The 22,667-nt window shown below is 43.8% G+C and carries 14 protein-coding genes and 1 pseudogene; 6 read left to right on the plus strand and 9 right to left on the minus strand.

Features of this window, described 5'->3' with window-relative positions:
- Positions 1-137 precede the first annotated feature (137 nt).
- Entirely contained in the window at positions 138-824 is a 687-nt protein-coding gene (locus HQR03_RS07475; RefSeq protein ID WP_173239738.1) for a hypothetical protein, read from the minus strand.
- A gap of 1,381 nt (positions 825-2,205) precedes the next feature.
- Between HQR03_RS07475 and HQR03_RS07480 the strand changes: the two genes are divergently transcribed.
- Positions 2,206-3,474 (plus strand): tyrosine-type recombinase/integrase, encoded by a 1,269-nt coding sequence (locus HQR03_RS07480; protein ID WP_101211583.1) that lies wholly within the window; start codon positions 2,206-2,208, stop codon positions 3,472-3,474.
- 267 nt (positions 3,475-3,741) lie between these two features.
- Here HQR03_RS07480 and lldD read toward each other — a convergent pair whose 3' ends face one another.
- The 3 genes from lldD to HQR03_RS07495 form a co-directional block, all read right to left on the minus strand.
- On the minus strand, positions 3,742-4,884 hold the full coding sequence (lldD, locus tag HQR03_RS07485; RefSeq protein ID WP_173239739.1) for an FMN-dependent L-lactate dehydrogenase LldD: 1,143 nt from the start codon (positions 4,882-4,884) through the stop codon (positions 3,742-3,744).
- A gap of 99 nt (positions 4,885-4,983) precedes the next feature.
- A complete protein-coding gene (dld, locus tag HQR03_RS07490; RefSeq protein ID WP_244952001.1) occupies positions 4,984-6,690 on the minus strand; it encodes a D-lactate dehydrogenase in 1,707 nt (568 codons plus the stop codon).
- Between the two features lie 65 nt (positions 6,691-6,755).
- Positions 6,756-8,459 carry an L-lactate permease gene (locus tag HQR03_RS07495; RefSeq protein WP_173239740.1) on the minus strand — a complete coding sequence of 568 codons (1,704 nt, stop codon included), beginning with the start codon at positions 8,457-8,459 and terminating at the stop codon, positions 6,756-6,758.
- A 293-nt stretch (positions 8,460-8,752) separates the two neighbouring features.
- Here HQR03_RS07495 and HQR03_RS07500 point away from each other — a divergent pair, with 293 nt between their 5' ends.
- From HQR03_RS07500 to HQR03_RS07520, 5 genes and pseudogenes are all read left to right on the plus strand, one after another.
- Complete coding sequence (locus tag HQR03_RS07500) at positions 8,753-9,658, plus strand: LysR family transcriptional regulator (protein WP_025652016.1); 906 nt, start codon at positions 8,753-8,755, stop codon at positions 9,656-9,658.
- A 111-nt stretch (positions 9,659-9,769) separates the two neighbouring features.
- Positions 9,770-10,984 (plus strand): annotated as a pseudogene (locus tag HQR03_RS07505) (IS256 family transposase).
- 551 nt (positions 10,985-11,535) lie between these two features.
- A complete protein-coding gene (locus HQR03_RS07510; RefSeq protein ID WP_173239741.1) occupies positions 11,536-11,928 on the plus strand; it encodes an immunity protein YezG family protein in 393 nt (130 codons plus the stop codon).
- Positions 11,929-11,951: 23 nt separating this feature from the next.
- A complete protein-coding gene (locus HQR03_RS07515; RefSeq protein ID WP_173239742.1) occupies positions 11,952-12,113 on the plus strand; it encodes a hypothetical protein in 162 nt (53 codons plus the stop codon).
- 23 nt (positions 12,114-12,136) lie between these two features.
- A complete protein-coding gene (locus tag HQR03_RS07520; RefSeq protein WP_025652726.1) occupies positions 12,137-13,087 on the plus strand; it encodes an EamA family transporter in 951 nt (316 codons plus the stop codon).
- Positions 13,088-13,167: 80 nt separating this feature from the next.
- Here the strand turns inward: HQR03_RS07520 and cobA are convergent, their stop codons facing one another.
- From cobA to HQR03_RS07545, 5 genes are all read right to left on the minus strand, one after another.
- A complete protein-coding gene (gene cobA, locus HQR03_RS07525) occupies positions 13,168-14,079 on the minus strand; it encodes a uroporphyrinogen-III C-methyltransferase (protein ID WP_173239743.1) in 912 nt (303 codons plus the stop codon).
- Between the two features lie 93 nt (positions 14,080-14,172).
- On the minus strand, positions 14,173-17,553 hold the full coding sequence (locus HQR03_RS07530; RefSeq protein WP_244952000.1) for a nitrate reductase: 3,381 nt from the start codon (positions 17,551-17,553) through the stop codon (positions 14,173-14,175).
- On the minus strand, positions 17,550-19,040 hold the full coding sequence (locus HQR03_RS07535; protein WP_227687614.1) for an NAD(P)/FAD-dependent oxidoreductase: 1,491 nt from the start codon (positions 19,038-19,040) through the stop codon (positions 17,550-17,552). The genes HQR03_RS07530 and HQR03_RS07535 overlap by 4 nt, the downstream gene beginning before the upstream one ends.
- Before the next feature lie 73 nt (positions 19,041-19,113).
- Positions 19,114-21,147: a bifunctional protein-serine/threonine kinase/phosphatase gene (locus tag HQR03_RS07540; protein WP_173239744.1), complete on the minus strand. Its 2,034-nt coding sequence runs from the start codon at positions 21,145-21,147 to the stop codon at positions 19,114-19,116.
- A 2-nt stretch (positions 21,148-21,149) separates the two neighbouring features.
- Positions 21,150-22,661 (minus strand): NarK family nitrate/nitrite MFS transporter, encoded by a 1,512-nt coding sequence (locus tag HQR03_RS07545; protein WP_173239745.1) that lies wholly within the window; start codon positions 22,659-22,661, stop codon positions 21,150-21,152.
- Positions 22,662-22,667: the final 6 nt, after the last annotated feature.

The raw sequence follows: 22,667 nt of genomic DNA on the forward strand, positions 1-22,667 counted from the left end.
AAACATTGAAGACAGGTTAAACAACAGACCAAGAAAACGATTAGGGTTTAAAACGCCAAACCAGGTGTTTTATTCCATTACTTAGCGTTGCACTTGGTGTGTTAATCTAGGAATTAAATCATGTGCTTATTATCTAATTAGACCGTCCACTGATCATTAACAATAGCCACCAAATAACGTTTGCCTTGATAATTATCAAACACTAAACGCAATACACGCCAGTCCATACCATCATAATCTTCGCTACCTTTATAATAAAACTCAACAACATCGGATTTTTGATAGATTTTTTTTAAGTTATTGATGGTATTACCATTACGACGAAACTCATTGATGCTGACAGCGCTATCATTGTACTTTTTGGCATCAACCCAAGTATCTAAGTATTCTGGCAGCGGAATCACTAATGGGTCGCCAGTACCGTCAAGTTCGCCCCAAGTAAAGCGAATTTTTGACTGTTGCAGATATTGTGCATATTGCTCACGGCTAAAGGTTTTATCCGTTTCAGGGCGTACATAAGCGTACATGGAGAACCTGACGCCACGTATGGGATGAATATCATCCGTGATACGAGCAAAGTCATTGTTAGCGAGTGCACGCTGGATACGTAGCGCTTGCTGTCTGAGTGTCTGCTGGCTCATATCAGAGAGCACTTGTGATGATGCGCTGCTGGTTTGCGGATTAGAGATGGTCGCGCTGGACTCAGCAGACGATTGGCAGCCAGTGACAATAAGTGTGGCCATCAGTATTGATGCCAGACTTGTAGCGGTTGAGCGTTTATAAAGATAAGACTGAGGCATATGAAAACGAGATGACGGCATCATAAAAATATCCTTATCGTAATAACATTAGGTATTGGAATTATTTTTTAGATAGAGATCGTTCGATTAGATAATGACTTGTGTAGATATAAATTAATAATGGTTGTGATGTTCGTTAATACATAGCGGCTCATTGTTCAAAGCAACATTCAAAGCAACCATTGAGATTAAGTTAGCAAATATAGTCAGCATGAACTGTAATAATTGGTTTAATCCAATCTCCCTCAAACCGTTGGTTTGTTTTCGCATAATGTATATTATGTTAAATAAGTAGTATCTGATAGTAAATTCATGGAATTATAATCAAACGGTAAATTATTAATCTGATTGATAATTTCTTGACCAAAATATGTACCACCTATCAAATAAATACTGTAATCACTCCTAACGCAACTACTAGCTGATATGCCTTGAAGGTTTAATACGCGGAGCCCTAATTGAGCTTAGTATATTAGATCAAGTCGCTAATAACCTCTTTGCATGTATTTCAAAAACCTATGTGTTGTAGATACAGTAATTCTACCATTAATTCAAAGTTAATCTGTTCGATGAACTTGTTCTGACTATGGTTAATATGCTTATTACCTTCACCATGCATAGCTAGCCCTTTGCGTAGTCTCTTATTCTTAATCATCTGGCTCTTTAGTACGAATGCTTTTGCAATACGTTAGGCATATAAAGATATCACTACCTATAGATTATTAGCTTAGCTCAAAAATCATCACTCTTTTGGTTATCTGTTAATTCATATCCGTTCTAATAGCGCAGGTATGATCTTACAATGCTCCTACTTAGCCTGTCTGCAAGTCTGGTTTAGATCTACCTTATAGTGGCAAATATCATGACCAACTAAGCTGTAATGCTTTTTGTTTTAAGTTATCAAAAACCCCTCACTATTCGTAATATGATTCCATCTAAAGCACTGAGTTAACAACCGCCAAATTTGCACAGAACAGTACTATGCCCCTAATTTTTATATTCTGTGCACGTACAGGAGCATGGTTTTTGTCGAAAATAGGCTCAATCAAATGTTAGGCAAAGCATCCATCTTATATTAACCCCAATTATTTGACCAAAATAACCAGTAATAATAACCTACAGCTCAATAAACGCATAGCCTACTCCTCCTTCAGTCGTTATACTATAATCATCCCCAAGTGAAGGTTGGGGATGAATGTAGTATACAACCTTCCATTTAAAGGGTTTTGTAAATTCACTAATGAATAACAGTGTCCATATTAGTGTCCAATAGCTATCTACATTTCCCAGAAAACGCTTTTCAGGACTCGTAAAACGTGCGCAAAGATTACTCTAAATCTAAGTATAGAGGTAATAGATTAACATTCACAATTTACCTAGCTTATAAAGCTAACGGATGTACCTCATGGCTGTCGATAATTTAAATGATATCAATAAACTTGAATGCCGAGATAAAGATTACTCGGTCAGTGTCTCAGGTATCGCGGGTTTAAGTATTCGTATTTATCCAAATGGTAAAAAGGAATACTACTTACGGTACGCTCATCCGCATATCGATGGTAAGCGCCCTAGAATAATGCTAGGTAAGGTCGAAGATATCAGTCTATATGAAGCTAAGTATAAAGCAGAAACTATACTTAGCACGGTCGCACAAGGCTCCGACCCTAAAGCCATTCATAAAAAAGAACAAGTCAATAAGTATGCTCATCTAAAGAACGCCACATTTTCTGAAATCACGCAAGCGTGGCGAGATCACAAAACGTCAAGTCGTCACCATAGTAAATCTAGAAAGCGCGCGTTTAGTGACTCAACCCTTAAATTTTGGGATTTATGTCTAGGATACATGTGTCGTGAGATTGGCGACTTAAGAATGAACGATATCACAAGCGAGATGATATTAAGTGTATGTGAGGCGATTCAAAACAATGAAAATCAAGCAACCTTCGTTGGTGCCAGTACTCGGCTTTATACTGAAAAAGTCTTCTCATTTGCTGTCGCAAGAGGATTATGCGATAGAAATGTAGCTATTGATACACGTGGCGAGCTCGCACCTGCCAGTTCAGGTAACCATTTACCAGCCATTACCAAGCCTGATCAGTTTGCCACCCTCCTGAACGATATGTCCAATTTCAAAGGTGCAAGTAAAATCACATTAGAAGCAATGAATTTACTACCATATGTCTTCGTGCGTAGTATCGATTTGCGGTCTATGCGTTGGCAAGATATAGATTGGGATAACAAGCTATGGGAGTTTTCCCCAACAAAAGGCGAAGGTCGTGATGACATGGTATCGCACTTAGTTGTACCACTAGCCACTCAAGTAATTGAGCGCTTACGAAAAATGCAAGCAATCACAGGTCACAAAGAACGCGTATTTGCATCGATACGTGCCTCAAGCAATCCTTATATTAGCAAAGCAACACTAGTGCAAATATTCCATAGGCTTGGCTATAAAGATGTGCAATGCGCTCATGGCTTTCGAGCATCAGCTAAAACCTTACTTATGGAACAGCCTGAACTGCGTTATTCAGATATCGTGACTGAGCTGCAATTAGGACATAGAATAAAGGACACGCATGGTGGCGCTTATAACCGATTAGATGAAATTGATACTAGAATACTGATGATGCAAGATTGGGCTGACTATATAGATAAGCTCAGGGGTTCAACGTAATGATTGCTTTAAGTTGTGGTTATCGCTCAACAATAATATGCCTATTAGCATTCACAGTGCATAATAAGCCCTTTGCATAGCATAGCATCTCATTCCCAGTCATCACATAACAACTAAAACACCCTAACATTCTATTGTTGGTAGCCTAGATATTGGAATTTCTGCAACCTCGCGCTTGTGATCAACGACCAAGCTGACAGCTTCTAATCTCCGGTATCTTATCTGCATGAGCTCACTTCATGTACTGACAAACTCTATAGCCTCGGTTTAATTATCCAGTTTTACCAAACAGTCAGAATTAATATCAGCAATCGTTTTAGCACCAGTCAAGGTCATTGCGACGCGTATTTCTTTATCTAGCAGTTCTAACAAATTGCTTACCCCTGCACTGCCATCCGCTGCTAAAGCATAAATAAAGGCGCGCCCTAGCATGCAAATATCAGCGCCCAAAGCCAACATACGCACAATATCTAAGCCATTACGTATACCAGAGTCGGCTAAGATTTTAATCTCTCCTTTCACCGCATCAGCAATAGGAGGCAGCGCCCGTGCACTGGATAAAACACCGTCTAGTTGTCGTCCACCATGATTGGATACGACTATACCGTCTGCCCCAAAACGCACCGCATCTTTGGCATCTTCTGGGTCCAAAATACCTTTGATGACCATAGGTCCATCCCAGTACTCACGAATCCAATCTAAATCTTTCCAAGAAATAGAGGGATCGAAGTTATTACCTAGCCAGCCTATATAATCTTCTAGCCCTGTTGGCTTGCCTAAATAAGTAGAGATATTACCCAGATCGTGCGGACGGCCATTTAGTCCTACATCCCATGCCCATTGCGGATGCGTCACAGACTGTAAGTAACGGCGCATAGTGGCATTTTTACCGCTCATGCCAGAGTGCATATCTCGGTAGCGTGCGCCTGGTACCGGCATATCCACCGTAAAAACCAAGGTCGAGCACCCCGCAGCTTTGGCACGCTCTAAGGCGTTTTTCATAAAGCCTCGGTCTTTTAATACATAAAGCTGAAACCACATTGGACGGATGATTTTAGGCGCCACTTCTTCAATCGGACAAACCGAAACCGTCGACATGGTAAACGGAATGCCTTTTTGATCGGCTGCCATAGCGGCTTGTACCTCCCCACGACGTGCATACATACCTGTGAGACCGACTGGTGACAATGCGACAGGCATTGATAGGGTTTCGTTAAATAATTGCGTCTCGAGACTGAGCTGTGACATATCATTCAGTACACGTTGCCTAAGAGCAATTTTTGATAAATCTTCAACATTACGCTTTAAGGTATATTCCTCATAAGCACCGCCATCTATATAATGAAATAGAAATGGTGGCAGTCGGCGCTTGGCAGCAGTCCTGTAATCGTTTGGAGATGAAATAATCATATGCTTACCCTTTTTATGCTGTTAGATATCTATATAATATTTTTGAATGCATTATTGTGTATAGCTTAGTGCTAAACGATCTACTTCGTGATCTTGCTATCACAAACAGCATGAGCAGTGACGTTTATTTTTTGATGTTTTACCAATGCCAGGATTAAAGGTATTGGTTGGGTCTAAACTTTTATAGAAGTTCTGCAAATCAGGTTCTGCTTCATATAAGTGTCCGACATTATGTTCAGCAGGATATTTTGCGCCGCGTTGATTCAACAGCTCTAGCATCATCGTTTTCACATATTGAGCATCACTACCCTTTTTCAAAATATAGTCTTGATGAAACACATAACAAAAGAAGTGTCCGTAATATAACTTCATTTCTAAATGCTGTGTAATTGCTTCAGGTAGGGTTTCAAGCCACTCTAATTCATTACGTGGTATAGCAATATCGAGCGCTAATATCTCGCCTACTTCTTTTTCATGGATGACCTCATATCTTAATGCTGCACCGGCGGCTGCGAAACGGTTCAAAAAAGCACTTTCTGACTCTTCTTTACTACATTCAAAATAGCTACCGGTTTTTGATGCCGCAAAAAACGACTGCAAAAATTCTTGAGCTTCCACTATCCCGTCATCACTCATTTTTATTATGAGATGATGCTCGTACTTATCACGGTACGCTAGCATGCGCTCAGGTAAATGTTTTGGAAATAAGTTAGCTATAAACTGCATGACTTTATCGGTGAAATGCTTTGGCATCCACGACCACTTATGAAATTTAGCGTCAATAGCGCCTTTGATAGAGAATAACCTTGGTAAGGCATCTGTGCCGAGATGCTTGATACTTAAAAAAGTGTCTTTACCGTATTTAGCGGATACATCAAATATATCGCGATGCATATATTCGCCAACTTCGGGGGTATTTTTGAAAGTTGATAATATCTGCCTTCTTAACTGGGCAAGCTCACTGACACTATTACTGCCTATATAGAAAGCTTTCTCTTTTGTAGCGGTTGGATAAGTATCTAGGCGTACTGCAAATACCGCCAACTTGCCTGCACAGCCACTGGCTTCATACAGTCGGCGCTTATCAGCATTAAAGCGGCTTGGCGTACTTGCATCAATATCTTTTACTCTGGCGATATATTCTTTGTCTGATGCCATCTTGCCACTGTCAGGTAGCTTCCTCTTATCAAAATCACCATTTTGCAATCTCGTCAGTATTTCTTCCGGGGTATCCCCTAGCCCTATATCTAAGTGATTGACCAACACCAACTGACCTTGTGTGTTAATCTGCGCAAACAAAGCCAACTCAGTGTAAGCAGGGCCTCTTTTTACCAAGGACCCTCCCGAGTTATTCGAAATCCCACCAATAATAGACGCCCCTAAAGTCGAGGAACCAATCACCGAATGCGGCGCTCTATTCACCGCTTTCAGCTGACTTTGTAGTTGGTGTAGAGTCGCCCCAGCCAAACTGATTACTTGCTCATTATCATTTATCAAATACAATTGGTCTATTGCCAGCGTATTAATAACCACCACAGGTCTATCGTAGTCATTACCGCTTGGCGTTGAGCCCTCGGTTAGGCCTGTTTTTGCCGCTTGCATGATAATAATGCAGTTACCCTCAACGCACACTTCTAGGCAACGCCAAATTTCCAGCAAGGTTTGCGGAAACAAAACCGCTAAAGCGTTACCGCCACCAGAGCGCCATCCCATTCTATAGTATTCGTTTTTCTCTGGATCAGCCTGTACATTGCGAGTGCCCAGTACGTCTGTGAGCTTATCCAGGACTTGATCAGGACTAAGCATGCCTTGAGAATCGCGATTTGACGAAGATATATGATGCTCCTTATCTTGTGATTGTGTGTCATTCATCATGCTAAGGGCCCTTGAAAACCAAAAATGTAAATGGCGGCCATGACGATGATGCCACAGAACAACACATAGTATATGGTGGGTAAAATAGTACGCCTAAGTGTGGCGCCCTCCATACCAAGTAAACCCACCGTTGCTGATGCAGCCACCACGTTATGTATGGCAATCATATTACCCGCTGCGGCACCAACCGCTTGCGCCGCGATGATTAGAGAAGGTGAAATATGTAAGCTCATGGCGGCTTCATACTGAAATTGACTAAACATCATGTTAGAAACGGTATTAGAACCCGCGATAAAGGCCCCTAATGCACCAATCGTAGAACTAATTAACGGAAAAGCGTTGCCAAAAGTACCCGCAAACAACTCGGCACTGGCGACTGGCATACTCGCCACATCTGATAAGTTTATGCCGGAATTGATAAAAATTCTAACCATTGGAATCGTAAAGATAAGTACAAAACCTGCCCCTAGTACAGTTTTGCCTGATTCTTTAAAGGCACTGTTTAATGCGCTGACGGACTTTCTAGTTTGAAAAGCGGCGGCAACCAAAGCACTAATTAGTAACAAGCCGCCTGGTAAGTATAAAGGACTAAAACTGGCACTGATATCTGTCTCACCTAAAATCGAGGTTAGGTCTACTGCCACACTGTTAAGTAAAGACTGAAAGCCTGTAAATACTCTTGAAAACACCAGTAAAAGGGCAACCAGTAAATAAGGGAACCACGCCATAAGGGTGGACATCTTCTTATCACTCAAGGTCAGCGTAATATCTTCTTTACTGACCACTAACTTACCAAGCCATTCACTCGGCCAGTTTTTTTGCGGTTCAAAATCCCATATGGTTTTTGGTACCAAAAACCCTCTTTTAGCAGCATTAACAACGATAGTAATACTGACCAAGCCACCGACCAGTGACGGAAACTCTGGCCCTAAAAAAACACCGGTTATCATATAAGGGATTGTAAATGCCAAGCCTGCAAAAATCGCAAACGGCCAAATAGCGAAGCCTTCTTTCCAGCTTTTATTCTTACCAAAAAAGCGGGTGAGCATCATCACCATAAAAAGTGGCATAAACGTACCAATGACACCATGCATGATAGCCACTTGACTGGTAATCAGTTGTAAAAAGTCGCCCCACTGTAGTCCTTCTTGTGCCAGTTGAGCGCTAATGGCCGCTTTATCTAACCCATTATTTACCCCAATAACGATAGGCGTACCGACCGCACCAAATGATACAGGTGTACTTTGTATCATCATGCCCATTAACACTGCACCCAGCGCTGGAAATCCTATCGCCACCAGCAAAGGCGCAGCAATAGCGGCAGCTGTACCAAAACCTGAGGCACCCTCAAGAAAGCAGCCAAAGCACCATGCAATAATAATGGCTTGCACACGCCTATCTGGCGATACATTGGTAAACCCAGCACGGATAACGGCGATTGCACCAGTATTTTTCAATGTATTCAGCAAAAAAATAGCACCAAAGACAATCCACAACACCGAGACAGTTATCACCAAACCCTGAATAATAGATGATGACACTCGGTTAAGCGTCATATCCCATATAAAAATGGCAAGCGCAGCGGTAACAGCTAAAATGATTGGCATTGTTTTTTTGGCCGACCATTGCAAGCCTATCAAAAAAATACCACAGAGAACGATTGGCAGTAATGCCAACAGCCCGTATATTGTTTGATTCAAAATTACATCCTTTTTATCGTTTAATCTTCCTTGAACCAAGTCATCGCAGCCTTTATTTTGACGACTCAATGATGACTAAGTTGTATTAAACATTCACAAACAGGGACTGCTAATTTATCCAAGCCGTCTTGTAGACAAAACCGAGCACGACTTGCGACAGTCTATGGCCCATGTTCAAAAAGCCCTAAAATAGTCTACGCCTTGTTAATTAATTGATATATTGCATCAATGGACAATGTTATTTTCCTTTTTTGCTATAATCTAATCCGCATTACGCCAATTGGAGCACAAGTATGGTCAAAGCTGACGATATGGTTTTATTTGTCCAAGTTGTTGAGGAAGGGTCATTTTCTAAAGTCGCTGAAAAGCTATCATTAACCAATTCAGTAGTGAGCAAGCGCATTGCAAGATTAGAAGAGAACTTAAATACTCAACTCATTTATAGAACCACTAGAAAGTTGAGCTTAACCGATGCCGGCAGGACGCTTTACGACAAAGCTAAAATTGCTAAACATGCCTTTCAGGAAGCTGAAGATGCAGTAACGGGTTACAGCGAGGATATGAAAGGCACCATACGAATAACCCTGCCTGTGGTCTCTGCAAATTTGATATTGAGCGAATCTATTGCTGAATTCTGTAAACAACATCCTGAAATATCGGTGGATTTACAAATTACCAATCGCTTGGTTGACTTGATAGAAGAAGGTTTTGATTTGGCAATAAGGACCGCTGAGCTTGAAGACTCATCGCTCATTGCAAGACGTCTTATAGATAGCCGATGGGTGATATGTGCGACGCCAGACTATTTAAAGCGATATGGTACGCCTCAAACCCCTGAAGAATTAGACAATCATGAGTGCATAATCTATAAGTTAGATAATACCTCTAACAACATATGGCCAGTATGTATAGACGGCACAGAGCAATTAATGCCTGTCCATGGTAGGTTTCATAGCAATCATCTTAGTGCGATTAAACAAGCCACGCTCAGCGATTTAGGCATTGCTTTTTTGCCCCAAGCGTTGGTCCATGAGGAGATACAACAACATACACTTACTCAGATTTTGCAACGGTTTACACGAAAGGAACTGGGCATGTATGCAGTATATCCTAAGGCCAGGCAACCAGATCAAAAGTTAAAACTGCTCGTTGCACATTTGCGAGACTCATTACATCGGAAACAGGCTTACTACTGCTAAGTAAAAAGCCTATTTTGATGTCTATAAAAAGATGAATGAAATAAAAAAGCTAATAGAGCCTTTCCTAAAAACTGTGTAACTGCTTATAATCCACTAACTGGAGAATAAGCAATGACTACTCAATCTGACATTAAAAAACTAGCCGAGCAAATGGCTGGTAGCATGAAAAGCTTTGATGACATCAAAGACTTCCAAAAGCAGCTCATGCAATCCTTTATTGATACTGCCTTAGAAGCTGAGATGGAAGACCATCTTGGCTACCCCAAACATGAAAAGGCGGATAAACCTAATAAGCGTAACGGGCACACTAAAAAGACCGTCCGCAGTGACACAGGCGATCTTGAGATATCCACCCCAAGAGACCGCGGTGGCAGCTTTGAGCCTGTGCTGGTCAGTAAGCATCAAACCCGTATCTCAGGTCTTGATGACAAGATCATATTCCTTTACGCCAAGGGTCAAACCACCACCGAGATTGTAGAGAGCATTAAAGAGCTCTACGATGTCGACATTTCAAGCTCTCTTGTCTCAAGAGTCACCGATAACATATTAGAGGACATCACCGCTTGGCAGAACAGGCCATTGAATAGTGTTTATCCTATCGTCTATTTAGACTGCATCGTCGTCAAAGTACGTCAAGACAAGCAGATCATCAACAAGGCTATCTATCTGGCGCTAGGTGTTGCTCTTAACGGTAAAAAAGAGCTGCTTGGCATGTGGCTATCAGAGAATGAGGGCGCTAAGTTCTGGCTAGGGGTTCTCACTGAACTACAAAACCGCGGGGTACAAGATATCCTCATTGCCTGTGTCGACGGCTTAAAGGGCTTCCCCGATGCCATCAATACGGTTTATCCCAACGCTCAGGTTCAGCTGTGTATCGTGCATATGGTGCGTTACTCCATGAAGTTTGTACCATGGACGGATAAAAAGGCCGTAGCGGCTGATTTAAAGGCCATCTACGGCGCTGATACGCTTGATATGGCAGAGGCCAATCTTGAGCGCTTTGATGAGGTGTAGGGTGATAAGTACCCGCACGTGGTCAAGTCTTGGCGTAATAACTGGGAGGGCTTAACGGTGTTCTTTGGCTATCCTAAAGACATCAGAAAAGTGATTTATACCACCAATGCGATAGAATCACTGAACAGTGTGATTCGGACAGCGGTGAATAAGCGCAAGGTATTCCCATCTGATCAGGCAGCATTCAAGGTGGTGTACTTAGCCACCCAACAGGCATCCAAAAAGTGGTCGATGCCGATCCGTAACTGGACGTCTGCTCTGAATCGTTTTATGATTATGTTTGATGACCGTATCAGTAAGCATTTAATCTAAATGGCAGTTACACAGAATCTGGGATGGGCTCGTATGCCGTCAAAGTTTACAGTTAAACACACTAATCCTTGTTTAGACTCTAAATCGCAATCAATCGATTATACTCAAACTAGGGCGTGTCCTCATTTTGACGATGTTTGGCAAGATTTACCTCATTTTTATCGCCATTTAGATTGCTATCGGTTGAACTGAGGACACGCCCTAGAGCGACTTAAGAGCTTATCACTTCCCTTAATAGTCAATAAAAAAGCAGACATCATAATCGATATCTGCTTTTTTGTATTTCAAAGTCGCTTTTTAAGTCATTATTTTTAAGCAATGATCAGTCCTGAGGTTTGATTAAGTACTTCTCACCAGTGGCTTGTTTACCATAAGCGGCGATTGACTGTAACTGCAACGCTTCTTGTAGCGTGACTTCATGCGTATAGCTGCTGGCAAATGTGGTGGTAATAACACAACTAGACCAGATTCATTCAGAACACAGTATAGAAAAGTAGGTACATCTAGGTGGACAACAAATGATTTCAAAAACCAACCAGGAGGATAGAATAATGAGTGCGAGTAAAGTTAAAGAAATTCAACAACAAATTGCTTACTGGATATTTGAACATGCACCAAGGAATTGGAGTAAATGCTGTATATATATGGAATTGTTACTAATAGATGGAGATATGGATAACAGTTGGACTACAGTATGGTTCGATAGTAATAATAAGGAAATGATTGATATTGAAATCTCAGCTTTAAATGAATCAAATATGAAAGAGCTATTTGTCGACCTTAACAATGTTATTGCTGAAATTGATGAGCGTTGGACGACCTGCAAGATGAAAGTTACTTCAGATGGAAAATACAACTTTGACTTTGGTTATGAGAGACCACCACGCTTGAAGTGGGAGACAGCAGACGACCTTCTATATCATCCAGATTATACAAGTTTCTAATTTTTTTAATTAAGTAGCTATAAATGAGTATAGAAAAATCTAAAGAGTTACAGGAAAGAATAGTAATTACTATATTTGAAAATGCTCCAGAAAATTGGGATAAATACTGTCCAGCATACGGCATAGGCTGTATTTGTACTGGTCAATTCCATCACGCCCAAACTCAACAATTTAGTGTCAATTAATAATCATTATTTAGGATAATCTGATGACCCCAATCCACATTGCCTTAGCCGTATTGGTTACCTTTATATGGGGTGTGAATTTTACCTTTATTGCATGGGCGCTTGAAAGCTTTCCACCACTAATGCTCACTGCCCTACGCTTTTTCTTTACTGCCGTGCCGTTGGTTTTGTTCCTCAAGCCACCTAAATTCAACCGTACGCTATTTATTTATGCCATCGGTACCTTTGTCATGCAATATGCCTTTGTATTCACCGCCATGCATTTGGGTGCATCGGCAGGATTGACGGCGTTATTGCTACAGGTTCAGATTTTTATCACCGTATTACTGGCTTTTGTCATACTGGGTGAAGCGGTGAGTCGCATGCAAATCATCGGTATGGTGGTCGGTGTGCTAGGACTGGGTGTCATTGCACTCAATCTCGGCGGTGATATGCCTTTGATTGGTTTTATCTGTATCTTGATTGCGGCCATAGGTTGGAGCTTTGGCAATATTGCTTCAAAACAAGCCTCAACACAGCAAAGCATTAGTAACACCTCTACTACCTCGCCTATTAATAGCAATAATAAAGCTTCAAATAAGACATCGGCACTGTCTGCGCTAGCACTGGTAGTATGGGGCGGTCTGATCGCTTGTGTGATTTTGACGTTATCATCTCTACTATTCGAGACCGAAGCATGGCAGCTTGCGACATTTACGCAGGCATCGATTAAGTCTTGGCTATCGCTTGGGTTTATTGTCTATATCTCAACCCTGATTGGCTTTGGACTATGGGCGCATCTACTGGCGCAAAATATAGCCTCTAAGGTTATGCCCTTTGCCCTACTGGTGCCTGTATTCGGTATGGCAACTTCAGTGCTGTTCACAGGAGAGATAGTAACGTGGTGGAAAATGCTGGCGATGACGCTCATTTTATCCGGACTGATATTGGCAAATGTGAAGATGGGACTGGGAAGAAAAGCTGCTAAAACTTAAGCCACTATTAATAAAAAATCATGAATGCCGATACTATTATTATCTTTTGTCTACGCACTGTTTTCGTGCAGGACAGCTGATTAAGTTACCTCCGTAATTTTAGTCGTTACAGTGTTTTCAATGTTAGCAAATACACTTTTACCCAAAGCGCCAAGATTGTAGGCGGCAAACTCATGATATAAGGTCACCACATCGCCCATAATTAAAAGCGCAGGGGTTGGCAAATTCGCGCTCGCTTGCTGACTAGAAATATTGCCAAGCGTGCCGATAAGTAACTGCTGCGTGGGTAAGCTGGCATGGCTAATAATAGCAAAAGGCGTCTCGCTGTCGCGACCTGCAGCCATCAATCCCTGAGTCATCTCATCTAACCGATGCAAACCCATATAAAACACCACCGTTTGCGTGCTATCTAGATGCTCATGATAGTCGTTGTTAGGCGCGCCTGCCTTTTTGCAAGCAGTGACAAACTTGACAGACTGCGCATGATCGCGATGGGTCAATGGGATACCTGCTCGGCTCGCAGCGGCACTGGCGGCCGTGATGCCGGGGATAGACTCAAAGCGAATGCCGTGGCGCACGACTTCTTGGAGCTCCTCACCGCCGCGCCCAAAGATAAAAGGGTCGCCGCCTTTGAGTCTGACGACTGTTTTGCCTGCCAGCGCATGCTTAACGAGTAGCTCGTTGATGCCTTCTTGCGGTAAGGCATGATTGGATCTGCGTTTACCGACGAATATCTTTTCGGCGCTCGGCACGCACATATCTAAAATATCCTCCGAGACCAAACTGTCATAGAGTACGACGTCTGCCCGCTGCATCACACGCAAGGCTTTTAGCGTTAATAGCTCAGGATCACCCGAGCCTGCGCCAACTAAATAGACTACGCCTGTACATACAGAGTCTTGTCTATTTAATGAATTAGCATTTTGAGCACAATTTTGATTCGCCAAATTATGGGTTGCAAGGTTTGGAACAAATACAGATGAATGACTCATGGCGATAGCTCCTAATAACAGTATGAATACAGCAAAGTGAATACTTGACGAACAAATAACTTGAATGACTTGGTTGCCCTGATAACAGTCCTTTTAAACGGTAACTGACTTACCATTAGTAGTACTTATCAGTTGCAAGTGATGTGCCATTTGCCTCTCTAAGTTTGCATAAGTGGCGCGCGTACTATGCGCGTACTGTGCGATCAATTCATTAATCTGACCGATACATGAGCCACAGTTGGTACCCGCTCGGCAAGCGTTGCCAACCGCTTGCGCGCTACGACACTGCTCATTGGTAATTGCATTAATAATGATGTTTTCTCCGACTGCCATACACGAGCATACCAATGGACCTGGGTCGATATAACCTGTGGCTGGACGACCTGCGAGCAGCCACTTATAGCGCTGATCAACGGGTATCGCCTCGGTACTGGCAAAGCAGCTATCGAGCCAATGACTGCTCGGTAGTTGAGTCACTTCTGGAGCGAAGTAAACCGCGAGCAGTAGTTGAACGTTATCTTTCGTAGCGCTTGTAATATCTGATGCGTGACCATCTATCTCTACACCATTCGTATCCGATTGCGTTGAGATAAAGCGCAGTTGTCCTGCCAATTGATTAAGGGTAAAAGCGCTATTAAGCAACAATTTATCTGTTAGATCATGTTGATAGGTGTCGATAAACTGTTGCCAAAAGTTAGGGTCGAGTAATTGTTCGACAACGTTATTAATTGGACTAGCTAAAGTAATTAAGACACTATTTACTTGCCGACTGATACTCCATGTCAGCGCTGGCAATACTAAATAGGACGAATCATTCTCTGTATTTAAATTTGAAAACGATGCTTGCTCTGATAATTGGTCTCGCTGTTGTTGCGCAAGACGACTGTTTATAGCCTGCAAGTGCACCAGCATGGCGTCTTGGAGATTAGGATGCACCAAAATCTTGCCAAGCGTCTGCATCGGTACGCGACTGATAAAAATGGCTGAGTTTTTAAGCTCAGGCTGCCCTGAATGCGGATCGACTACGGTTGGAATGAGCGTACCTACGCGGGCAAAGCTAGCAAAAGCATCGCTCCAGTGCATCGGCATAAAGCCATCACCGATGCGCATACTATCGCTGATGGCGACTTGTGCCAGTACCTTAGCGTGCTCATTTGCATCAATCGACTCACTATCTTTTTCCCTACTTTCATAGCGAGGATGCAACTGCACATAATCATCCTTATCGATACTGAGTTTTTTGGCATCATCGGGATGCAGGGTTAGCGTCGGTACTGACTCATGCTGATTGAGCTGCGACGCCAGTCCCGTACGCGTCATGGTATGCCACTGATCGCGTAGTCTGCCGGTAATTAGTCGTAGAGGTACCGTCAGTAATTTATCACTATCAGACTCAGAAGTAGCGCTCCTGTTATCGCTTTTCTTATTATTCACTTTTGATTTTGAGCGATACTGATGCAGATTGGGCAAGCTGGCCTTGGCGGCTGGCGTGATAGCGATAAGGTTGGCTTGCAGGGGCACGATGCGCGCACCGCCCCATTGAAAGGGCGTCATGGTTTCATAGTCGTCATGACTTAAGAAAGGTAAGATGGTCTTTTGGCTCTTATGATGACTATCTAGCTTTGAGCTAACATGCATCACTGACAAATCTTTTGCTACATTCAGATAGCGCGGTTGATTGGTTGAAGATGCAGGCTGGCTAAAATCATTCTTAAAGGCAGTCAGGGCTATATGCTCATTGAATATCTCGCTAGGATGCTGATAATTAAAGCCTGCCAGCCCCATACGCGTAGCGACTTTCGAGAGTATCCACCAGTCGGGCTTGGCAAGACCGAGCGCAGGCATCAAGGTGCGTTGGCGTGAGATACGCCGCTCAGAGTTGCTCACTGTACCTGATTTCTCACCCCAACCTTGCGCTGGCAAGACAATATCCGCGCAGTGCACCGTATCACTGTCTACCGAGCAATCAGACACAATAACCAAATCGCAGTGAGCGAGCGCTTGGCGAAATCTGTCGGCTTCAGGTAAGCTCACCACAGGATTGGTCGCCATAATCCAAATGGCTTTGATACGTCCATCCAAAATCGCCTCTGCAGCATCGCAAGCTTGGATACCCGCTGTTGGTGCTATAGGCTGCGGCGTTTGCCAAAAGTCAGCTACCCATTGCCGATGTACGCTGTTATTCAACTCTAGATGCGCGGCTAATAGATTGGATAGCGCACCGACCTCACGCCCGCCCATGGCGTTTGGCTGACCAGTAAGTGAAAACGGACTAGCCCCTACTTTGCCGACCCGCCCTGTCAGTAGATGGGTATTGATAATGGCATTGACCTTGTCAGTGCCGCTTTTGGACTGTTTGACGCCCATACTAAACGCGGTCACTGTCTTATCATGGCTAGCGACTAGCTGATAGAACTGGCGAATACTTTGGATACTGACTTGGCAAGCGCTTGCCACTTTCTCAATGCTCCATGTTTTAGCCGCACTCAAAGCGTCATCAACACCGCTCGCATACTCAAGATAAGCCTCATCTGCGCATTCTTGCTCGCTAAGATAATGCAGTAGTCCATTGTATAAATGCGTATCGGTGCCCGCAGCGATAGGCAAATGTAAATCTGCAAACTCGCAAGAGTCAGTACGGCGCGGGTCAATAACGATGAGTTTTTTATTAGCATCCGCTTTTTTGGCAGTAAGGAAGCGCCCAAATAATATAGGGTGACACCATGCCATATTGGAGCCAACCAGCACTAATAAATCACAGGCTTCTAAATCCTCGTAGTTACCAGGGACGACATCTGCGCCAAACGCACGTTTGTGTCCCGCCACCGCTGATGACATACATAGACGCGAGTTAGAATCGATATTGTTATTACCGATAAAGCCCTTGATAAATTTATTGGCGACATAATAATCTTCAGTCAATAGCTGCCCTGAGACATAGAACATAATGCTGTCTCGACCATGTTTGGTAATAGTGTCATTTAGGCGCTGAGCAATATCTTCTAATACTGTGTCCCAATCCGTATTTTCTATGAGCGCTTTTGTCTCAGATGCGTTTATAGCTTTATTACTAGAAGCTGTATCTAATGGCGCTATTGGCATAGCCTGTTGTCGTTGCATAGACATCAGTTTGTTTTGATAATAAGGTTCGGTTAAGCGCCGCGTACTACCTAAAGTTTGTGCCAGCGCACTCCCCTTTGAGCACAGTTTGCCAAAATTGGCAGGATGCTCAGGGTCGCCTGTTACACTGATAGTGCCAGCTGTATCAACCTGAGCTAAAACCCCGCAGCCGACGCCGCAATAAGGACAAGTGGTACGAATGGTCGTTACCGAATGGTTGTTTAAAGCGCCTAGTGGCGTTATTTGAGTAGGGTTTGTGGTTGCACTTATATCTTGCGTCGCAATGACTTGGCTTGTCATGTTTTGGGTATTTTTAGAAACCTTTAGAGTCTTTTCGCTGAGGTTGTCATTCATAAGACTTCCTCTACTGCATCCTTTGCTATATTGCTTGAATTTAGGGTATTCAAATCACAGTAGGCCGCACCATAGATTAAATGCTCTCTTATCGCTGTAATATCAGTGCTACTGTTAACCAGTTCACTGTAAAAACCGCCTTCATTTACCTCACCGTAGAGTACCGCGCCGACGAGCTTGTTGTCTCGCAAGTAGAGGCGGTGATAGTGGTTGATGCTGGTTTGCTGATAGGTGATGGTTTCTATATTTAAGGCATCACTTTCATCAAAATCAACTTGTCCTGCTGAAAAAGCACTGATACCAGATACCTTTAGTTTTAATGATAAAGGTTTGCTAATAAAGGGCTGCCAGTTTTTTTTGGGCTCTGAGCTGTTAACTACTATCCCTTCGTCTTTTAACACAGAGTCCTTAAGCACAGTATTTTTTGATAGGGTTTTTTCTAATACAGTATCTTTTAATAAAGCGCCCTTTAATACAGAAACCAAAGTATCGACTTGCTGATTGACGGGCGCGACCATCCCAAACAGCTCACCGTCCAGCTCCACACATTCGCCAATAGCATAAACATTGGGGCAACTAGTGCGCATATAATTATCAACGATAATGCCGCGATTGACCTCAAGACCACTGCCCTTTGCCAGTGCTACATTTGGCACGACGCCTACTGCCATTACGATAAAGTCAGCAGGCAAGGTGCGCCCGTCTTGTAGCAATAACCCGCAGACCTTGCTGGCTGTCGTCACTATACGTTCGGTAATAGCCGAGACTTCTAGCCTGATACCGCGAGAGACCAGTTCTGCTTGCAATAAGGTAGCAGCAGGCAAATCAAGTTGACGGTTAAGTACATAGTCATCCATGTGTACAACGGTCATCGACGCCCCCTGTGCGGTTAATGCACAAGCCGCCTCCAGCCCTAAGACTCCGCCACCAATGACGATCCCTATCTTAGCTTGACGTGCATACTGGCTGAGCGCCTTAACATCGGCGACCTCACGAAAGACGTGAACGCCTATAGCATCATGATTGGGAAAAGGAATAACACGCGCGCTCGAACCTGTTGCTAGTACTAGCTTGGCATAAGTTAGCGTCTGCCCATTATCCAATTCTATTAACTGCTGAGCGCTATCAATCGCATCGACGCTGACACCTGCAAGCACAGTGATACCAAGCTGCTCATACTCTGCTTGGTCGTAAAGATAAGTATCCTCAAACACGGTATCGCCTGCTAGTACAGGGGACAGCATAATACGATTGTAGCCTACGTGTTGCTCTTTGCTGATAAGCGTTATCGGTAAAGAGCTTGAATTTTCCGACGCCGTTTGCAGCCGGGCGCGCGCCAGCTCAATAGCAAAACGGCTGCCTGCCATACCCGCACCAATGATGACGATGCCTGTACTGTCAGCACTAGCATGTAGTGTGGTTTTGGACTTCTGGCAGTTCTTAGTTGTAAGTGGTGCTTGATCATTTGATACCAATGACGACATCATAAGAGTATTCCTTAGCTGCAATGTACAGTAGTAAATATATAGCGTGTCATATCATTTTTGGTTAAAGCTCACCTTATGTGAAATAAGCCAACAGCGATAAAATGAGTACAAACTCAATAAAGCAAATGCTATGCCATACCAGTAGTGGACGGCGGACAATAAGCGGTTCAGGCTCACTAGTATTGCTAGCATTATCAGGGTTAAAATCCTGTAGGAATTCGCCAATCGCTTGGTAGCGAGCTTGGGTATTAGGATGCAGCGCACGCAATAACGCTTGCTGGCTAGCAGCGGGTACACGGTACTTGCGTAAACGTTCGGTCGGCAGGATTAAGGTCTGGTTGGTTTGAGTCGCATTCATGAGTGCTTGCGAGCTAAAAGGACGAGTGCCAGTTAGCAGCTCGTAACCAATCACCGCTATAGAGAATAGATCAGAGTGCACTCCTTTTGGTGCATCGCTGTAATATTCTGGTGCAGCGTAATGTAGATCGCCGTTGGGAGGTCTGGTGCTGTCTTTGAGTATTGAGGAGCTTGCCGAACCAAAATCAATCAGTTTGATCGCACCATCAGCGCTTATTAGGATGTTTTCAGGTTTGATATCTTGATGCAACAGGTAGTGCCGATGCATCACTCGCACTGCCATACCGATCTTGGTGAGTAAATCATAAGTTTGCCACACATCACACGGTGCGTGACGATCAATAAAAGCTCTTAGACTCTCGCCTTCAATGTATTCAGTCAAGTGATACAGATAGTGGCTGCTGGCAGGCACAGGATAATAGCGAAGCAAGCCTGACACACTATGTGCTAGGTTTTTGCTTAAACCGGCTTTGTAATTTGATGCGCTATGCGTGTCTGTAAAGGTATTAGGGTCAGCTTGATTATAAGCGCTCTCGCCTGCTCGCTTATGTTTGGATAGGCTAAGCCCTATGCTGCGCTCCTTTAAAAACTCGCGTAGATAATTGCCATCTTCTACAGTATTTAGGCTTGGGGACTTGATAACGAATGTCCGTTTATACTCGTCCTCGACTAAATACACTTCGCTACGAGCCGTACGCGCTATCACCTCAACGACTATGAAGCCATCGATCCGTGCGCCAACTTCTAAGCCCGTTAATAACTGATAACGATAGATATCGTGAAGGGCAAACGGGTCATTATTACCATTGTCATTATTTACATTGTCACTACTGTCGTTAGTATGATCACCGTCGCCTGTCTTTTTTTTATGGAGTAATTGCGCCTTTATACCGAGTATTATCATCGTTAAATTGTCATGACTGCCGTCATTAAACGCCTGCTCGCATAGGTTTTGACTGATAGAAATATCAGCCGCCAGCTTTGACGTCTCCATTGATGTACCTAGCGCTCGTGCTGCTGTACACAGCTCAAACTCAAGCTCTGCGTCGTTAATAGACTCATAGACGCCATCGGTCATTAGTGCCAGACATTCCTCTTGATGCAAGGTAAACACCGACTGCTGCAGCTCAATGTACATATCTGCGCCGATAGCCGCAGACAGCGCCCCTTTATCTAGACCACGATGGATACGGTGGTCTTTGGTCAGCACTGTCGAGCTATTGCTATCGATACGATAAATGCGCGAATCTCCCGTATGGAATAAATGGATGCGATCGCCGATGCATAGCAGACCTGACAAAGTGGACAACAAAGGCGGTACGCGCTGATGAACCTGCGGGAAATACAGCGCATCGTTGGCTTTGTTCACCGCTATTTTAATTAGGCTAGCGATTTGATGATCATCAAAGCTTGTCGATACTGTTTTATCAAGCAGCGTGTTTTCAAGCGCTAAAGTCAGGTGATGAGCCACCGTATTAACCACCAATCGACTGGCCTGTTTGGGAAACTGACAAGCGCTAACGCCATCGGCTATCAATACCAATAAAGGGGCGTGATAATGCTGGTTATTGATACCAATAGTCTCAGCTATCTTGCGATATGGCAGACAAGTGGTCACCAGCAAGCTGTCTTGGTTTTCAGCTTTACGTCCTTTTGTCGTATAAAAATCCAGCCACCACAGTGCTTCATGCGCACCGTCATGGCTCGTTGTATCTATACTTTGAGCGTTTAGCGTTGTATCTTTTTGCATAGTTAGCTTACCTGAATCTGCGCAAAACTACCGTCAGGCATCTCTTCAACAATCACGCCTTCAGGTTCTTTTAAAAAGAATAGCGCTATGAATCCAACCACGGCGGTTGCCGCAATGACAAAGAAGAACGCTTGGTAGGAGACGAGGCTGAGTACGGTCAGATAAACCACTGAGCCGACATTGCCATATGCCCCTGTCATGCCCGCGAATTGTCCGGTCATACTGCGCTTGATCAGCGGAATGACCGCAAAGACTGCGCCCTCGCCGGCTTGTACAAAGAACGAGCAAAACATGGTGATGAGTAGCGCCAGTGCAATCGGCCACGTCGAGTCGACAATACCCATCAGTACATAGCCGACTGCTAGTCCTGCGGTCAAAATCAGTAGGGTAATCTTGCGCCCAAACTTATCACTTAGCCAGCCACCGCCCGGACGCGACATCAGATTCATAAAGGCGTAACTTGAGGCGAGCACCCCTGCCATGACAATCGATAGATTAAAGGTCTCTTGATAAAACAGCGGCAACATAGACACCACCGCCAGCTCCGAGCCAAAGGTGGCAAAGTATAAAATGTTTAAAATACCCACTTGCTTGAAATCATAACGCTGCGCTTTTGGCACCGGCGTCGTAAATACCTCTTTATTAAAGCGGTAACTGCTGACAAACTCATAAATAAATAGCAGGGTCAGACCGATATAGACTATGTTCACAGTCGCCTGACTGAGTAAGCTGACACCCTCTGGTGATAGCTTCCACGCTAAGAGTGCTAATGCCAAATACATCGGTAGCTTAAAGGCCATCATCAGCCAAAAGTCGCCGGTTGAGGTCACCATCATCGCGCCAGATTTTTTGGGTTTAAAATAGGTGGCACCCTTGGGCGTATCACGCACCATCTTATAAAAAATCACGCTATACAGCATCATCACCACCCCCGAGGTGGCCGTCGCATAACGCCAGCCTTCATCACCGCCTAATATAGCAGCGGCAGCAATAGCAACCGTTGGTAGTAGCAATGCAGCCGCAGCGGAACCAAAGTTACCCCAGCCGCCATAAATGCCTTCAGCCGTCCCCAGCTCACTGGCAGGGAACCAATCGCTCATCAAGCGAATACCCACTACAAAGCCTGCCCCAACGAAGCCTAGCAAGAACCGAGACAAGGCAAGAGTGTTGTAATCTTGCGCAAAAGCAAAGGTAAAACAGGGAATCGCGCCAATAGCTAAAATGGCGGTGTAGACGAGTCGTGGCCCAAAGCGATCAGTCAGCATACCGATAATGACGCGGGCAGGTATGGTGAGCGCGACGTTCAATATCAGCAAAGTTTTGATTTGATCTTTGCTCAAATTCAAGGTCTCACCAATGGCAGACAAAAAAGGCGCGTGGTTGAACCAGACAAAAAAGGTTAAGAAAAAAGCGATCCAGCCTAAATGTAGAATCTTATTTTTATCTTTAAAGGAGAAAATATTGAGCTTATCTTGTGTTGGCACAGCAGATTTAGAGGTTGGCGATGATGACATAAACGA

The organism is Psychrobacter okhotskensis, assembly GCF_013248965.1.
Lineage (GTDB): Bacteria > Pseudomonadota > Gammaproteobacteria > Pseudomonadales > Moraxellaceae > Psychrobacter > Psychrobacter okhotskensis.

Bases quoted from the DNA above. Each gene is read 5' to 3' on its own strand.
- HQR03_RS07510 (WP_173239741.1), top strand. From the start codon at position 11,536: ATGAGTGCGAGTAAAGTTAAAGAAATTCAACAACAAATTGCTTACTGG.
- HQR03_RS07540 (WP_173239744.1), bottom strand. From the start codon at position 21,147: ATGCAAAAAGATACAACGCTAAACGCTCAAAGTATAGATACAACGAGC.
- HQR03_RS07475 (WP_173239738.1), bottom strand. From the start codon at position 824: ATGATGCCGTCATCTCGTTTTCATATGCCTCAGTCTTATCTTTATAAA.
- HQR03_RS07515 (WP_173239742.1), top strand. From the start codon at position 11,952: ATGAGTATAGAAAAATCTAAAGAGTTACAGGAAAGAATAGTAATTACT.
- lldD (WP_173239739.1), bottom strand. From the start codon at position 4,884: ATGATTATTTCATCTCCAAACGATTACAGGACTGCTGCCAAGCGCCGA.
- HQR03_RS07520 (WP_025652726.1), top strand. From the start codon at position 12,137: ATGACCCCAATCCACATTGCCTTAGCCGTATTGGTTACCTTTATATGG.
- HQR03_RS07500 (WP_025652016.1), top strand. From the start codon at position 8,753: ATGGTCAAAGCTGACGATATGGTTTTATTTGTCCAAGTTGTTGAGGAA.
- cobA (WP_173239743.1), bottom strand. From the start codon at position 14,079: ATGAGTCATTCATCTGTATTTGTTCCAAACCTTGCAACCCATAATTTG.
- HQR03_RS07535 (WP_227687614.1), bottom strand. From the start codon at position 19,040: ATGATGTCGTCATTGGTATCAAATGATCAAGCACCACTTACAACTAAG.
- HQR03_RS07480 (WP_101211583.1), top strand. From the start codon at position 2,206: ATGGCTGTCGATAATTTAAATGATATCAATAAACTTGAATGCCGAGAT.
- HQR03_RS07530 (WP_244952000.1), bottom strand. From the start codon at position 17,553: ATGAATGACAACCTCAGCGAAAAGACTCTAAAGGTTTCTAAAAATACC.
- HQR03_RS07545 (WP_173239745.1), bottom strand. From the start codon at position 22,661: ATGTCATCATCGCCAACCTCTAAATCTGCTGTGCCAACACAAGATAAG.
- dld (WP_244952001.1), bottom strand. From the start codon at position 6,690: ATGCTTAGTCCTGATCAAGTCCTGGATAAGCTCACAGACGTACTGGGC.